The following is a 16303-nucleotide window of genomic DNA, read 5'->3' as shown; positions in this document are numbered from 1 at the left end:
CAGATTCTTAATGCAGTGGAGCGTTAAGACCGGCAAAGTGTTTGAGTGTAGCGAGTTCTTGCCGGTTAGCGCAACGAAATTTAAAATCTGTAAGAAGTTCAATCGGATTCATCGCAAGCATGCCCCGACCGGCTTAAAGCAAAACAATCATTTTAAACTTGTAATTTTTACTGACAATATAAGGAATAAACATGACAAGTTTTGTTTTGAAAGCCGGAACCCTGATGTTTCAGATTTTCTTCCTTATTGTTTATAACCGATCATTCTTAAAAAACCTTTTCTTTTTTCAATATCTTCTTCGGTCTCAATACCCTTTGATGAAAATCCGTCTATGACCCCAAGGATTCCTCTTCCCTGGTCTGTTTGGGCAAGAATTACCTGAACGGGATTGGCTGTTGCACAATGGATTCTGGCGACTTCAGGTACATTTTTAATCGTATTGAGGACATTGATGGGAAACATATCTTTCATAAAAACAATAAAAGAATGGCCGGCGGAAAGTGCAAAGGCATTTTTCTTTGCCAGTTCCATCATTTCCTCATCTGTACCGCTGTACCTGACAAGGCACTCCATGGATGCTTCACAGAATGCCACGCCGAATTTAGCATTGGGCACTGTACAGACAATGGCCTCATGGATATCTTCAATCGTTTTGATAAAGTGGGAATGACCGAGAATAAAATTCAATTCATCCGGATTTTCAATGGTTATGGTTTTTAATTCCATTTTGTCCTCTTTATTATGATTAATTGATTATAAAATATGCCGACAGGCTTTACCATACTGGTATTTGTGAAGAAAAACAACCGGCCGCAATCTCAATTGATATTTTTGTTATAAAAAAATTTTATGGTTTTTGGTATAAAAATTGCATTTTTACTTCAGCAGAGCCGATAATAATAACAAAGATTCAATTTGCGGATGACATGAATCCGGATAAGATCTATGGATAGGAAGGACTGATTATGAATAATGAAAAAAAACCTTTTGAAGTGGCAAAAACTTTTGGACTCGGTGTTCTGTTCAAGTTAACAAAAAAAACTATCAGCGGGATTGAAATATCAAGTGACGGGGAAAAGTTCATATCCAATTTAACTCTGAATGAACTTAGCGATGCTGTTAACTCTACGATAAAAGCACATAATATCAGCTTGAAACTCGAGTAAGGTTATATAAAACCATGACCATGGTGAAATCTTGCCCAGTTACCGATATCCCCACTCGGATTATTTATATGATTAATTGATTACAGGATATGCTGACCGACTTCACTATACCATTTACTTCCAATACTCCAAGCCATATTTTGCAAGAATTTTCTCTAATTTTCCAGAATCTTTTAATTTTCTTATGCCTTTTGTAAAGATCTCAGCATATTCTCTGGATTTTGCGATTTTAGGAGAAAAAGCAATATACAGATTATCTATCGAACCACTACCTCCCACGCTAATGATCTGGCTGGAGACCCCCATTTTTTTTGCTTTTTGTAAAAAAACATTTTTATTCTCGACTGTGATATCAATTCTTCCTGATAGTAATTTTTTAATATTTTGAACAAGAGGGTCTTGACCGTAAACATATTGGACTAACTCTTTGTTTTTCTTGAAAAATTTATCAAGCTCCTTACCATATGAATAATCTTTTATCGCCCCAATCCGAACCTTTAATAATGATTCTATCCCTGTAAATCGCCATGAACTTCCCTTTCTTGCCCAAAAATCCCTCTTAGAAACACCAAATTCTTCTTCAGAAAAAATAAAATCCGGAGCATCCTCTATATTTGCTCCTATAATAGCATTATATTTTCCTTCCCGTGTGTCTATAATTGCTCTGTTCCAGGGGACAATTTTATAGTCAACCGTATAACCGGCCGCTTTAAAAACCTGATGCGCAATTTCAATTCCATATCCTGGTTCTGATGTATTTGGCAGTCCGTTATATGGAGGCCATGCATCTGCAACAATAGTTATTGTACCTGCCGTTGCAGGGACCGCAACTACAATAGAAATGAACATAAAAAATAATTGAAAGAATATTTTACTCATAATTTTCCATTTAAAATTCCCATTTGATAACTAATTATTATCTGCTATCAAAAGTATAAACCATTAGCAATTAATATTTTCAAATTCAAGTTGAAAATATAATCAGTGTTATAATCCAAGACCTCCCGGATTCATGATGTTATGGGGATCAAAATGTTTTTTTATTGCCCGCAGTATGTCCATCTGGTTTTCACCCAGATGCTTCTCCATCCAGGGCACCATCATTCTTCCCACTCCATGATGGTGGCTTAATGATCCAAAATTTTTTTCAATTTTTTCTATGATGCCGTGCTGGAACGATCTGAATTCTTCAACATCCTGCATCTTTGTGATAAAAATAAAATACAGGTTGGTTCCCTGGGCATAAAAATGGGATGCATGAGTCATGCAAATGGTATTGGGATGTTTTTTGATATGGTTTCTTACGGCGCTATAAAGCGCTTGAATATGATCCCAGGTAACAGATGCCTCAAGGGTATCGATCAATACACCAAAATCATTTAAGGCATCTCTCATATAGGGGTCTGAAAATCTTCCCTTTTGCCATTTTTTCATGGGATATCCGGTTAAATAAAGTCCCTGATTTGTTTTGCAGACTTTTTTGACCTGTTTAAAAAGATTTTTAGAAAAAGAATTGTCTCCGTCTGTCTGGCCCATTAACAGACATCGAGACCCTGGTCTCAAGCCTTTAAATCCCATATACTTATCCGGCAGGCTGCCTTCAAGACCATACATTTTCATTGCCACATCCGTCTCTTCAGGATCAGACAACCGAAGGATCGAAGGCATGCCGGATTCGGCCTGGCTGATCTGCCGTGCTGCATCTATGGCTGCTTTAAAATCTGGAAACATATAAGTGAATTGTCTTGCAGTTTCTGGCTGATATTGAAAAATCTTCATGGTTACGGCAATCAGAACACCAAAACATCCTTCAGAGCCTTTCATGATATCATTGATCTTAGGACCGGTGGCTGTTGCAGGAAAATCATGGGTTTTAAAGGCACCTGTGGGGGTGACATACTCCTGGCTGACAACAAGATCATAAACATCTCCATAATATGACGATGCCTGTCCAGACCCGAGAGTGACCACCCAGCCGCCAACAGAAGAGAATTCAAAACTTTGGGGGAAATGGCCGCCGGTATACCGTGTTTTCGCATTCAGTTTTTCAGGAGCATGATTTAACAAATCTTCATATTCAGGCCCCATCATACCCGGTTCAACCGTAATGGTCTGGTTGATTTCATTAAACTCAATCATCTTGTTCAAGTGAGTACCCATCACCAGGGTAACCCCGCCTTTTGGACAGTCCAACCCCAGAGTGACGGAACTTCCGCCGCCATACACATGCAGGGGAATTTTTTTTTCATGGCAAAGCGCAAGGATTTTTTTAATATCCTCCCTGCTGCGTGGGTGTAAGATCAAATCAGATATTTTCTCAATTTGTCCCTGTCTTAAATTAAGGATATCCTCCATGGATTTACCCGTGGAGTATTTCAGCCGGGAATAGGTATCAAAAAAAAGATTATCACGGCCCACTATGGTTTCAAACAGGGTGATATCTTCTTTTGCAATCCTTGTTTCCCGGGTATTTTCAACCGCCTTGTTTCCTAAATTGACAGGGGTTTGAAAATCTGTGTTTGAAAGCCCAAGTTCCTCTTTTATGATATTTAAAAATCCCTGGCTTGGATTTTTAAAATAATCCTTTGCCCCCCATTTAAATATGGATCTAAAGGTTTGCTGATTCGGTTCTTTTTCCAGCCAGTCCGGTGTAAAATCATATTTTTTCATTATTTGGGATATCCTGTTATTTCACGAATTTGAGAGTACAAGGGTTCAAGAACTGAATACATCTTAGCATAAACCCTTGAATACAAGGCCTTGTAAATCTGCACATGTTTCTGGTTTGGTTCAAAAATTTTTTTGGCATGGACCATGTTTTCCACTGTTTCATCAAGGCTTGAAAACCATCCAAGGCCTTTGGCCACAAGAATGGCAGCCCCCAGACCCGATGTTTCATGGGTTTGCCCTTTTACCATGGGAAGATTGAAAATGTCTGCCGTTATCCTGCAGATTTCATCGCTTTGTGATGCACCGCCAGAGACAGCGACTTTTTCTATTTTTATCCCGGTTTTGTCCTGAATTTTTTCCATACCCTCCCAGAGAGCAAACCCCAAGCCTTCAATGACTGCCCGGTATATATGATCTTTTGTATGTACATCCCCGAATCCAATCATGGCACCTTTGGCATCGGGATGATCTAAGCCCGGCCCCCAATAGGGCTGTACAATTAGTCCCATGGCGCCGGGTTGAGTTCTTTCAAGGCATTGATTTAACACTTCTTCCGCCGGGATACCCATTTTTTTAGCCTGTTCCACCTCTTTGTAGGCAAACTCATTTTTAAACCATGTGATCATCCAGAAACCCCGGAAAATCTCTATTTCCGGATTATAAAATCCCGGAACCGAAGCCGGGTATGCCGGCAAATATTTTATGGGCTCAATATATTTTTCAGACAAAGTCTGAACCGTGGCTGTCGTACCAAAGCTTAAGCTTGCCATTTTAGAATTTACAACACCTGCTCCCAAGGTTTCACATCCCTTATCCGATCCACAGGCAATCACGGGAGTACCTTTTTTGATTCCAATTTGCCGTTCAGCTTGTGAGCTAATCGTGCCCAGAAGATCCCCGGGCGGCACAAGAGTAGGTAGTTTATCCTTTTCAATGGGAAAGAATTTTTTTGCCAACTGGTGATCTTTAGCCCATGCATGTGTTTTATAACAAAACGGAATATGCCCAATCTGTGAAGCCACGGAATCGGTAAAATTTCCGGTTAGCCTGTGGTTTAAAAACCCTGAAATCTGAAGATACTTGTGTGTTTTCTCCCAGATCTCGGGCTGGTTCTGCATGATCCAGTTGCATTTGCCCTGGATTTGAATATCCTCTAACTTTTTTTTGAGACCTGCAATTTTAAGGCCCAGATTTAATAAGCCTTTCTGCCCCCAGACAGGTTTAGATCTCCTCTGATCCAGCCATATGATTGCTGGCCGCAGGGGAATACCCTTTTCATCCACATTCACCATACTGGCCCGCTGGGTTGCCACCCCCACCCCGGCAATGGATTCAAATAATTTCGGATTTGACTCCTTTAACTTTTGGCAGGCATTAACAAGACTGTTCCAATAAAGTTCAGGGTCCTGTTCTGCCCAACCGGACTGTTTGCAAAAATAGGGTTCATATTCGATCTGAACCCTTGCGAGCATTTCACCCTTTTGAGAAAAAAGGATGGCTCTGAGGCTTTGGGTTCCGCAATCAATTGCAAGGATTGTGGCAGGAATTGTATTTTGTTCCAAATCAAATCTCCCTTTTTTTAGGTCTGACCTTCAGGTTAGGTAGGACCTTCAGATTAGGTGGAGAATAATATGTTTCCCATAGTTTTATATAGGCTTTCTTCTCTTTGTCCCACTTTTTATTATCCCACTTTTTATTGTTTTGGGAAAGATAAGGTTTGCACAAGGTTTCAATTCTATCCAGCAAATTTTTCCCACCTTCAGGAAGCAGCAGCCCAACCCTGACCCGCCTCAATAACAGGTCGGAAAGATGTCGGATATTTTCATATTCAGCTGCATAACGGATTTCCGCCCAAAGGCTTTTTGTATTTTCAATTGGGTTAAACAATTCTTCGTCATACTGCCGGATCATTTGCCATCCAAAAGATCCATACCGACCCAAAAGTCTTTCCTGGGCACTGTCTGATACATTCCGACATGTTTCATCCCAGGGTTGATCTTTTATCTTTTGTTCGGGATTTGGAATCGCTGGTTTTGGCAAATATGGTTTGGCCGCTTTTAAGGCATCATTGGCAAGCATTTGAAACGTAGTAAGTTTTCCGCCTGTTGCCGTTACGAGTCCTTTATCCTTCCATACCACATGTTCTCTTGATTCCCGTGATGCTGCCTTCTTTTTTTTGCTCAATACCGGCCGAACCCCGGCAATGGAAGATATGCAGTCATTCAAAGATAATTTAAAATCCGGCAGGATATGGTTGAGTCCTTCCATTAAATAATCTGCTTCTTTCATTGTCACAAACGGCTCCATTTTCATATCCTGATCATGATCAACATCTGTTGTGCCCAACAAAACCGATTCTTCCCAGGGGAACAAAAAGACAGGCCTTAAATCTTGTGGGTGGATAAAACTGATAACCCGGTCCAGGGGAAATATTGATTTGGGGAAAATCAGATGGCTTCCCCTTAACGGCCGTATGTGAAATCCTTTCATGGGAGATGGATGAAGGGTTTCTGCAAATGCACCGGTGGCATTGATCAGCACCTTTGTCTTGATTTCAACTGATGCAAGGGAGTCTATATCCATGGCATTAACCGCGGCCAGATATCCTTTTTGATCCCTTTCAATCCCCGTCACTCTTGTATAATTCAGTGCTGTCCCACCTAAAAGGCACCCCTCATAAATCAGCCTTAATACAAGCCGGGCATCATCTACCTGGGCATCCTTGAATCCAACCCCCGACACCAGGTTTTTCTCTCTGATTCCGGAAATTTTCTCTATAAGCGCAGCTTTTGTATAATTATTATGCTGTTTTTCCCCGGCCATGAAACTGTAAATAGACAAACCGATTTTCATGGATGACCTGGAAGGACCATAATGATCAAACACGGGCATGATAAATTTCAAAGGGGTCACCAGTCCGGGGTATTGTTTTAACAGCCTTTCCCGCTCTTTTACAGCCGCTTTTGTTAACAGAAACTTCCCCTGTTTAAGATATCTTAACCCCCCATGAACCATCTTTGACGACCGGCTTGACGTTCCCCAGGCAAAGTCCTTTGCTTCCAAAAGAAGTACACGGTACCCTTTTTTTACAGACTCATAAAAAATACCGGCCCCGGTAATCCCGCCGCCGGCCACAATCACATCATATTCTTTGTTGATATCAGAAAATTTCATCTTATTTTCTCCCATATCTTTTGGGTATGGATCATGGTCTCTTCAACCAACAATTTTATATCCATATTGTTTTGTTCCAAAGCCTTGATCAAGTCACTGTAGTATGTGAGTGATGCGACTCTGGCATTTTTTTTTTGGAAATAGATCTCTCCTAAAATCGCATAAAGCGGTTCAAAATCATTTAAAATCATATTAAAGACGGGATTTTTTGTCGCCTTAACCATAAGCATCTGCAGTCCCCAGTCATATTCGGCATAGGCATCGGCCCGATTTTTTAAGGCATTTGATTTTCTAAGATAGGTTAAGATCTCTTCAGGACTGTTGGAAATGGCTTTTTGTGCGATATCGGGAAACATCACGGTTCTGACTTCCAGTAAATGGGACACCATGTCAGTGGATAAATTCTTACCATATCTTGCCAGAGAACTTAGGATTCCAAGCCCGCCGTTTTTCAGGTAATCATTCACTTTGGTCGGCTTGCCATGGCGTATGGTGATCCATCCTTCCTTTGACAGCCGTTGCAGGGTCTCTCTCAATGTAGGCCTTGTCACCCCAAGCTCAATTGCAAGAAGCCTTTCCGCCGGAAGCACTTCACCAGGATTATATTTCAACCCTAAAATGGCCTCCAGCAGTTGTTTCTCAGCAAATTCAGCAGGTTTTAATAATTTTTCAACCAAGGTTTCACCCTTTAATATTCATGAATTGCGACATAACTGGTAAGAGGTCATACCAGTTAAGCAAAGAAAAATCAAGTTTTTTATACAATGATAGAAATCCGAAATAATTCGTGATACAAATATGCATAACTTGCCTGATATGGTATTGATTTATCTTTAATATAGAGCGTTACCTTAACAAATTATATGAAAATAATATCTTTTTTAGATCGACTGACAACACCAGCTAATCTCACCATAAAAGACGGTATTACATACTGGCAGGAAAAAATTTTATTAAATCTTTTTCTTATAATAGCCGGTTTGGGGCTAATTACCTATATTCCGAGTTTTGCCCTGTCCATCAAAGAAGAGCTCTGGATTGTCGCTATTATTGATACTTTTATGTATCTATTCATCCTGTTCCTCTTTTTCAAACCAAACCTCTCCTATACATTTCGTGCAGCCAGTATCCCCTTGATCAGCTATCTTTTGGGCATGGTGTTAATTATCACACTTGGACCTTTTGGTGCCGGACCTGTCTGGCTGTTTTTCTTTCCTGTTATCACCGGGGTATTGTTGGGATACAAAATGGCTTTTTGGGCTTTAATTATTAATGCACTAACCATTATAAGTCTTGGTTTTCTAATTAGTTTTAACCTGACAGATCTTTTGGTATCGCTTAATTTTAAGGTATGGTATCTGTCATCAGACAATCCCCTGGAGAAATGGATTGTGGTCAGTCTGAACTTTATGCTCTTGAATATTATTGCCACACTTTCGGTAACGACTATATTAAACGGCCTTCAAAGATCAATGATGGCGGTTACAAGATCAAAAAAAAAATACCACAGAATATTTGAAAATATTCTGGATGTCTATTTTGAAACCAGCATGGATGGAATTATTCTTGAAATAAGCCCGTCTATCGAAAGAATATCTCAATACTCACAAAATGAACTTAGAGGGAAATCTTTTTTTACTATTTACAAAGACACAAATCACCGAGACGAGACGCTAAAGCGTCTCATCAAAACCGGCTTTTTAAAAGATCACGAAATACGTCTGATAAACAAAGACGGCACCATCCATTTTTGCTCGGTAAATGCCCGCCCTTTAAAGGGGAAAGATGGGAAACCTGAAAAAATTATTGGGATTTTCAGGGATATTTCAAATCAAAAAAAAATGGAAAAAGAGAAAAAAAATCTTGAAGAACGGTTAAACCGATCTCAAAAAATGGAGACATTAGGCCTTTTGGCAGGTGGTGTAGCCCATGATTTAAACAATATATTATCCGGTATTGTAACCTATCCTGAACTTTTGGCAATGAATCTTGATAAGGATGACCCGTTAAAAAAATCACTTGGTATTATTCAATCATCGGGTTATCGGGCTGCGGAAATTGTTCAGGATCTACTCACTCTTTCCAGAAGAGGCGTAATTACCCGTGAGGTGTTGAATCTGAACGATCTGGTTTCAAATTTTCTACTCACTCCGGAATACAAAAAAATTCTTTCATTCCATCCCAATATTTTTGTTGAAAAACAGATAGACGCCGCCACACCCTTTTTAAAAGGATCATCCGTTCATCTTCAAAAAACGTTAATGAATCTGATATCCAATGCCGCAGAAGCTCAGCCTGATGGGGGAATAATCCGTATAAAGACACAAAACAGGCTCTTAAATAACCCCATAAAAGGATATGATCAGGTTGAAGCAGGAAATTATGTTGTCCTCAGTGTTAAAGACAATGGTATCGGCATTGATCCAGAGGATTTAAAAAGAATATTTGAGCCATTCTTCACAAAAAAAATAATGGGACGAAGTGGTACCGGCCTTGGCATGTCAGTCGTATGGGGAACTGTTCAGGATCATGAAGGCTATATTGATATCATTTCAAATGCTGATAAAGGAACAACCTTTGACTTATATTTTCCCATCACCACGGATGAAGCATTAACCCCGGAAAAACCCTTTTCCCTGGATGCCTGTAAAGGCAATGGCGAAAAAATTCTTATTATTGATGATGTTGATGCCCAAAGACGGATTGCCGGCGTTACTCTGGAAAAACTTGGATATAAAACAGTTAGTGTATCCAATGGTAAAGAGGCAATCAAATATTTAAAAGGAAATGATGCTGACCTGCTGCTTCTTGATATGATCATGGAGCCCGGGATCGACGGTTTTGAAACTTACAAACGAATCCTGGACTTTAACCCTAAACAAAAAGCGATTATTGTCAGCGGTTATTCTCAAACCAGACAGGTGGAAAAAACCCTCCGTCTTGGGGCAGGTTATTATCTTAAAAAACCGTATACCATTGAAGAAATAGGGATCGCAGTAAAAAACGAATTGTTAAAGACTGAAAAATAGTTCAAAACAGCCAACGTTCAACCCATTAAAGGGCAACGCCTTATTGAGAATGTTGCAAATTGGAACAAAACAAGCTCACGATGCAGGCCACAATTAATGCACCTGCAAGGCTAACCAGCACGAATAATGAGGTAAAGTACCAACCCCAATATATTATCAACACTGGCAAAAGAACAGGTTTGACCGAACGGTTACCTATAAAATTAGCAAGGTGGAATTCAGTGGCTCCCTTATCCCTTAAATTTTTTAGCAATGGATACCAGGCATAAACAGGCCCCATTGACAAAATACCCGCCAAGGATGAAAGGAATACTCCTTTTAGACCAGCATTCCGACCTAAAAAGAGCGTTACCACTGCCGGGGATAAAAATCGGTTGAGTACCACCATCATGATAAGGGCTAAGCATACGGGCAGAGCAAGCTGCCAAAACATAGAACCGCTCATATGCAATGCACGATAAGTGCTCTCAGGCGCAAACACGATCCCGAGTCCATACAGACCGATAACCCCAAAAGGAAACAACCATGGCCGTGCCAAAGCCATAAAGACCGAAGAATCGCTTTTTGGGCTCATATACTTCCTCCTGCAAACCAGACAACTACAAAAGACATGATTATGGCCACGATAAATCCGGTAATGTTACGCACCAGAGCAAAACGTATGCCCAGAGCCTTAGACTCCACGGGTAGCTGAATCAATCCAACACTGACCCAGGTCAGCATCAATGCCGTGACCCCGGATAGCCCAACACCAATATTCAAAAGGTTTTTGCCTATTACATAACTGTTGACGGGATTTCCGGTCAGGACACTTCCCATGCAAGCCCCCCAGAATGAATCGAGAACGGCAGAGCCGGAAAAAAAAGAAAGCAGTGTCTGCTTCGACACAAATCCTTGAAACAACCCCAGCAACAGGATCACACCAACGAGCAGAGGTAAAATGGACTGAAACTGGCGCAGGCCCTTTTTCATAGCTGCAATCCATTGATCTTTCGATGTGGATTCTCTGAACGGCAGCTCGTCATTTTTCAGCTTGGAGTTTAAGGACTGCGAATCCATATAGTTTGTGACTGCTTTGGCTACTGAACCAGAAATTTGTGTGACAATTTCAATACCTTGTTCAGCTAATACTTTAGCAATATCTGGAGAAATAAAACCAACAAGAATGACCTGAACACCCATATCCATGACCAGGGAAATAGTCTGTACTCCAGCCCCAGGTAGAGATGAACGTTGTGACCCGTTTAAGACCTCAAAGGACATATCATCGGTTTCGATCACCAGCACATGGGCAGCTATACCCAGCTTGTTCTCCACCATTCCGTTCAAGTTTGGCTCAGTACTTGGGACTGCTATTTTCATGCTACTTACCTGGTTTTTATAATTTAACAAACATTCAAAACTGCTGCCAGCCAGTGGTTACAGCTGTTGCCCAGCGCTGTGGCAATCATAATTTTTTCCCGGAACTTAGCTGGAATTACTTTAAATACATAGACCATAAAAATTGCCAAAATTTGTATAAATATCATTATCCCTCTCTTGCTCTATTTTTTTTGAGGCATTATTAGCTTTTTTAAATTTTTATGTCAATTTGAAACCTGTTCTCCAATTTGTTTTAAGCTTATCAAAATTTTAACGTCCTCCGGGACTTCCGGTATTGTATTACCGATAGCAACATCAAGCCTGTCTTTAAAGCTGTCCATCAGTTCTGCAAGGACCTGGACTCTGTTCCTCTGTAACAGCCGGATCTCTATCGGGGCCTTGGCAGCCTCTTCAATTGTCACCAATACAAAATCTATTTGCCTTTACCCTGATGGTTGCATATGAATTGAGGGCAATTTTGCAATGTACCGGGGTTTACAAAAAGAGTGCTGGTCTTATATTATCCCTAAAATTAATCCAAACCAAAAAAATGTGGAGCAAACCATTGAAACAAATAATTGTTCTTGCAACCAGAAACAAGGGAAAAACAAGGGAAATCAATGAGCTTTTAAAAGACTTCCCAATTGAAATCAGGAATCTTGACGACTTCGGCCCCATCCCTGAAGTCATTGAAGATGGAAAAACATTTGATGACAATGCCTATAAAAAAGCCTCCTTTACGGCAAAGATATTAGGGTATCCTGCCATGGCTGATGATTCCGGAATCTGTGTTGAAGCCCTTGACGGTGCGCCAGGGGTCTATTCTGCCAGATATGCCGGAGATAATGCCTCAGATGCGGACAATGTTAAAAAAATGCTGTCTGACTTAGAGGGTAAAGAAAACCGGAATGCCGCCTTTCAGTGTGTGATTTCCATTGCAGTTCCCACAGGGGCTGCATTAACCTATGAAGGGGAGTGTAAAGGTATCATTACTAAAGAACCTGTTGGAGACAATGGATTTGGATATGATCCGCTCTTTTTTTATCCGGACTTGAATAAAACCTTTGCCCAACTGACCATCAAAGAAAAGGGACAGGTCAGCCACCGGGGCAAAGCGTTGAAAGAAGTTGTAGATGAAATAGATAAAATTATTGATTGGATTGACATTATTATGCCAAAATTCCAACCTGTTGAAGGCAAAGAAAACAAATCATGACACCATCATCTTTTAAAGAACTCGTAATAAAGAACAGGTCCTGTCGGCGCTTTGACAACGCCCATAAAATTGACGAAAAAACCTTAAGAGACCTGGTTGACCTTGCCAGAAACTGTGCCTCGGCTGCCAATATGCAACCCTTGAAATATGTGATCTGCTGTGATGAAAGTAAAAATGAAAAAATCTTTTCCTGTCTTGGCTGGGCTGCATATTTAAAAGACTGGAAAGGTTCCATAAAAGAAGAAAGACCATCTGCTTATATTGTCATTATGGGTGACCACAACATTTCCGACAAATTCTGGTGTGACCACGGCATCACAGCCCAGACCATGCTCCTGGGTGCAAGGACCATGGGGCTTGGCGGGTGTATGTTCGGCTCCATCAATATCAAGAAGCTCAAATCGTCTTTGAATATCGGGGATCACCTGGAGCCAAAACTGGTAGTCGCCTTAGGAAAGCCCGTTGAAGAGATCCGGATTGATGATTTAGGGGAAGACGGGGATATCAAATACTGGCGGGATAAGAATCAGGTTCATCATGTTCCCAAAAGAAAACTGTCCGATATTATCATGGGTTCATGAAAAAACAAAAAAAAATTCTTCTTGTAAATCCATCCTGCCTTGATGCAAGGATTTCCGGAGAGGATGCCGGTGTTGTTCCCATAGGGCTCTACTATATTGGGGCGCTTCTGATTGAAAACGGATTTGACGCAAACATCATCAACCTGGCCGGCAATAAGGATGATCCTCTTAAAGCGTTCAAAAAGCTTATCACAACCGAACAGCCGGATATTATCGGATTTTCCGTGATCAACCCGAACCGGTGGAATGCAATGGATTGTGCCAGGGCAGCCAGGCAAATCAAACCGGATATCACCATTGTTTTTGGCGGACCTGCACCGACATTTCTTGCAGACCATCTTTTAAGGGCCTGCCCTGATATTGATTTTATTGTTGCAGGAGAAGGTGAAATCACCTTTCTTGAACTTGTAATAGAACTTGAAAACAGGAGAGATAGTTCCTGTGAAAATATTGACGGTCTTGTCTTTAAAAAAAACAACCGTATTGTCCGGACGTCTTCAAGGCACCTGGTTGAAAAACTTGACACCCTGGTTCACCCTTCAAAATATTTTGTATATCAACACCTTGCCATGTCACGGGGCTGTCCCGGCAAATGCACTTTTTGCGGATCACCAAAATTCTGGGGAAACTCAAACCTGAGGTTTCATTCTCCCAAATGGTTTGCAGATGAAATCCAAACCCTGGTCAAAAACAATGTCACCCATTTTTATATTTCAGATGATACCTTTACAATGGATAAGCAAAGGGTGATTGAGTTTTGCAATCTTATTATTGACAGGAAGCTTGACATCACCTGGAACGCAATTTCAAGGGTGGATTATATTGATGAAGACATCCTTTTTTCCATGCGAAAGGCCGGTTGCATTCACCTAAGTTTCGGTGTTGAATCCGGATCTGAAAAAATCCGAAAAACGCTTGGCAAACCCATAAAACAAGAAAAAATCATAAAGGCTTTTTCCCTGACCACATCCTATGGCATACTGCCCCGGGCCTACTTTATTTACGGTTCACCCGGCGAAACAGATAAGACCATACAGGAAAGCCGCGACCTTTTAAATACCATCAAGCCCTTGAGTGCTATATTTTATATGCTTGTGCTTTTCCCGGGAACCCATCTGTATCAATCTGCGGTCCAGAAACATCTGGTGACGGATGACGTCTGGCATCAAAAGATAGAAGACCTGCCATGGTTTGAAATAGATGACCTTCTTGATTTCACCAAAGTTAAAGCATTTGGTGATGGTTTAAGGTCTGAATTTTATAATAACCTTGATACATTTGCCAAAAAAATAGAGCTTGCGGACATAAAAGAATTAATCCCTTTTCATGCGGATTTCCTGTCAAGACTTGCCATGACATTTTCCCATGGCGAATATGCTGGTGAATATGGTGGTGACACCCGGATAAAAAACCAGGACAAAACAGCGAAATTGCTGTATGACAGGGCATTGTCGTATACTCCGAATGCCAGATCATTTTTAGGGCTTGCCATGCTGCTGCAAAAGCAAAGACGTTTTGACCAGGCCATCTCCATGCTGGAAAAGGGGCTGGATCATTCGCCTGAAAACAAAAATTTAAATATCTGTATGGGAGTTAGCCTGATGAATACAGGCCGGTTTAAAACCGCATTGAAATTTTTTGAAAAATTCAATGAACATCCGGAAACAAACCAATACATCAATATTTGTCATCAAAAAATATCAGGACACTAACATGACCGAGAAAACAAATTATAAACTTGCCAATATTCAAAAAAAAGAGATGAAACTCCGAGGGGTGCGCCATGAAATCCTTGTCAGTGAATCTGAAAAAGCGCTGGACATCATCCTTGATGCCCCGGCACCAGCCGCACTGGTACAGTCTTTTCCAGACCAGGATCTTTATTATCTCATGCATAAAATTGGAGTGGATGATTTTATTCCCATCTTGTCCCTGGCCACATCCGAACAATGGGAGTATATCATGGATGTGGAGGCCTGGAACAGTGATCGGCTTGACCTTGACTATATGACAAAAACATTTGACCTGCTTTTCCAGGCTGATTCCAATAGACTTTTGAGATGGGTCATGAAGGAAAAACCTGATTTTTTTGAGTTTTACCTGTTTAAGAATATGGAGATCAAGGTAAGGGAACATGATGAGCTGCCTCCGGAAGATTTTAATGATTATATTACCATTGATGACAAATTTTATTTCAGATTTCCCGGCAAACCCCAAAACATTGATGAAAATATGCCCGAACCCGGGAACAAACAGGAAGCCTGGGAATTAATCGAAAAAATGGTGAACGCTGTGGCCCAAATGGACCTGTCCGTATTTCATGGACTTTTGCTCGAAACCAAAGCCATACTGCCGGCTGAAGTCGAAGAAGAGCAGTTCAGGCTTAGAAACCTGCGGCTTGCTGAAAAAGGGTTTTTACCCACCCATGAAGCCATTGGAATTTATCAACCCACCCGGCTTTCTTCTCTTCGCAAACGGCCGGACAATTCTCTTTTTAAACAAGAGCAGTTTGACCCGGATATTCCATTGCCTCCCCAGTTTTTCTCCGAGTTTATTGAAGGGGATGATCTGTTTGTAAAATCCCTTAAATTTTTCGATCCTGAAATCATCCTTCATCTTGAGTCTGAACTTGCCGCATTGATCAATAAAATTATTTCTGCGGATAAAATAAAAGTCCAATCTAAAGGAATTCTTGAGAAAGCTATTTTAAAGGCCTGTGCCTATCTAAATCTCGGACTTGAAGTCATACTGAAAGGAGAACATAAGTCCGAGCTTGCCCAAGATGTGATCCAGGAATACTTTCTTGAAGATATTTTCAGAACCGGTTCAAGGGTCGGCATCAAACTAAAGACAAAAGCAATCAAATGGTTTAAAGACAGCTTTATAAACAAAAACAATCTGCCTTTAAGTTTTCTTGGAGAAGATTTCTTAGGGATTATTGGCGGCCTTTTTCTTGACCGTCCATTGTATTATAATAATTATACACCCGATTATGCGCCCGATTATAGACCCAATTATGAATCGGGCGAATTGTACCGAAATTTCAAATCCCTTTCAGATATTACCCAAACCAACAGAGCTCTGGAACAGATCATTGCTCTGGAT

Annotated in this window: 15 protein-coding genes; 6 read left to right on the top strand and 9 right to left on the bottom strand. The window is 40.8% G+C overall.

Going from position 1 to position 16303, the window contains the following annotated elements; translation table 11 throughout:
• Nucleotides 1–243 precede the first annotated feature (243 nt).
• On the bottom strand, nucleotides 244–726 hold the full coding sequence (locus K8S13_RS11450) for an adenosine-specific kinase (protein WP_291462609.1): 483 nt from the start codon (nucleotides 724–726) through the stop codon (nucleotides 244–246).
• Nucleotides 727–965: 239 nt separating this feature from the next.
• Between K8S13_RS11450 and K8S13_RS11445 the strand changes: the two genes are divergently transcribed.
• Nucleotides 966–1166 (top strand): hypothetical protein, encoded by a 201-nt coding sequence (locus K8S13_RS11445; RefSeq protein ID WP_291462607.1) that lies wholly within the window; start codon nucleotides 966–968, stop codon nucleotides 1164–1166.
• 114 nt (nucleotides 1167–1280) lie between these two features.
• Here K8S13_RS11445 and K8S13_RS11440 read toward each other — a convergent pair whose 3' ends face one another.
• The 5 genes from K8S13_RS11440 to fadR form a co-directional block, all read right to left on the bottom strand.
• Nucleotides 1281–2045 carry an ABC transporter substrate-binding protein gene (locus K8S13_RS11440; RefSeq protein WP_291462605.1) on the bottom strand — a complete coding sequence of 255 codons (765 nt, stop codon included), beginning with the start codon at nucleotides 2043–2045 and terminating at the stop codon, nucleotides 1281–1283.
• 108 nt (nucleotides 2046–2153) lie between these two features.
• Nucleotides 2154–3836 (bottom strand): FAD-binding oxidoreductase, encoded by a 1683-nt coding sequence (locus K8S13_RS11435; protein WP_291462604.1) that lies wholly within the window; start codon nucleotides 3834–3836, stop codon nucleotides 2154–2156.
• Nucleotides 3836–5398 (bottom strand): FGGY-family carbohydrate kinase, encoded by a 1563-nt coding sequence (locus K8S13_RS11430; RefSeq protein WP_291462602.1) that lies wholly within the window; start codon nucleotides 5396–5398, stop codon nucleotides 3836–3838. The genes K8S13_RS11435 and K8S13_RS11430 overlap by 1 nt, the downstream gene beginning before the upstream one ends.
• A 1-nt stretch (nucleotide 5399) precedes the next feature.
• Nucleotides 5400–7010 carry a glycerol-3-phosphate dehydrogenase/oxidase gene (locus K8S13_RS11425; protein ID WP_291462600.1) on the bottom strand — a complete coding sequence of 537 codons (1611 nt, stop codon included), beginning with the start codon at nucleotides 7008–7010 and terminating at the stop codon, nucleotides 5400–5402.
• Nucleotides 7007–7687, bottom strand: a complete 681-nt coding sequence (fadR, locus tag K8S13_RS11420; protein WP_291462599.1) for a fatty acid metabolism transcriptional regulator FadR — start codon at nucleotides 7685–7687, stop codon at nucleotides 7007–7009. Before fadR ends, K8S13_RS11425 begins: the two co-directional genes overlap by 4 nt.
• 186 nt (nucleotides 7688–7873) lie before the next feature.
• Between fadR and K8S13_RS11415 the strand changes: the two genes are divergently transcribed.
• Nucleotides 7874–10039 (top strand): ATP-binding protein, encoded by a 2166-nt coding sequence (locus K8S13_RS11415; RefSeq protein ID WP_291462598.1) that lies wholly within the window; start codon nucleotides 7874–7876, stop codon nucleotides 10037–10039.
• Between the two features lie 40 nt (nucleotides 10040–10079).
• Here the strand turns inward: K8S13_RS11415 and K8S13_RS11410 are convergent, their stop codons facing one another.
• The 3 genes from K8S13_RS11410 to K8S13_RS11400 all read right to left on the bottom strand — a co-directional run bounded on the left by K8S13_RS11410 (nucleotide 10080) and on the right by K8S13_RS11400 (nucleotide 11826).
• The gene (locus K8S13_RS11410) at nucleotides 10080–10613 is read right to left on the bottom strand and encodes a hypothetical protein (RefSeq protein ID WP_291462597.1); all 534 of its coding nucleotides are present in this window, start codon (nucleotides 10611–10613) and stop codon (nucleotides 10080–10082) included.
• The gene (locus K8S13_RS11405; RefSeq protein ID WP_291462596.1) at nucleotides 10610–11401 is read right to left on the bottom strand and encodes a NifB/NifX family molybdenum-iron cluster-binding protein; all 792 of its coding nucleotides are present in this window, start codon (nucleotides 11399–11401) and stop codon (nucleotides 10610–10612) included. Before K8S13_RS11405 ends, K8S13_RS11410 begins: the two co-directional genes overlap by 4 nt.
• Nucleotides 11402–11625: 224 nt before the next feature.
• Nucleotides 11626–11826: a hypothetical protein gene (locus K8S13_RS11400; RefSeq protein WP_291462594.1), complete on the bottom strand. Its 201-nt coding sequence runs from the start codon at nucleotides 11824–11826 to the stop codon at nucleotides 11626–11628.
• A gap of 140 nt (nucleotides 11827–11966) precedes the next feature.
• Here K8S13_RS11400 and K8S13_RS11395 point away from each other — a divergent pair, with 140 nt between their 5' ends.
• The 4 genes from K8S13_RS11395 to K8S13_RS11380 form a co-directional block, all read left to right on the top strand.
• A complete protein-coding gene (locus tag K8S13_RS11395) occupies nucleotides 11967–12617 on the top strand; it encodes an XTP/dITP diphosphatase (RefSeq protein ID WP_291462593.1) in 651 nt (216 codons plus the stop codon).
• Entirely contained in the window at nucleotides 12614–13198 is a 585-nt protein-coding gene (locus K8S13_RS11390; protein ID WP_291462592.1) for a nitroreductase family protein, read from the top strand. The genes K8S13_RS11395 and K8S13_RS11390 overlap by 4 nt, the downstream gene beginning before the upstream one ends.
• Complete coding sequence (locus K8S13_RS11385; RefSeq protein ID WP_291462590.1) at nucleotides 13195–14910, top strand: radical SAM protein; 1716 nt, start codon at nucleotides 13195–13197, stop codon at nucleotides 14908–14910. The genes K8S13_RS11390 and K8S13_RS11385 overlap by 4 nt, the downstream gene beginning before the upstream one ends.
• Nucleotide 14911: 1 nt before the next feature.
• A partial coding sequence (locus K8S13_RS11380) for a DUF6178 family protein (RefSeq protein WP_291462588.1) occupies nucleotides 14912–16303 on the top strand: 1392 nt, incomplete at its 3' end.

Source organism: Desulfobacula sp., assembly GCF_021107415.1.
The sequence above is the reverse complement of the archived record's forward strand: the minus strand, read 5'-3'. Positions and strand labels throughout refer to the sequence as shown.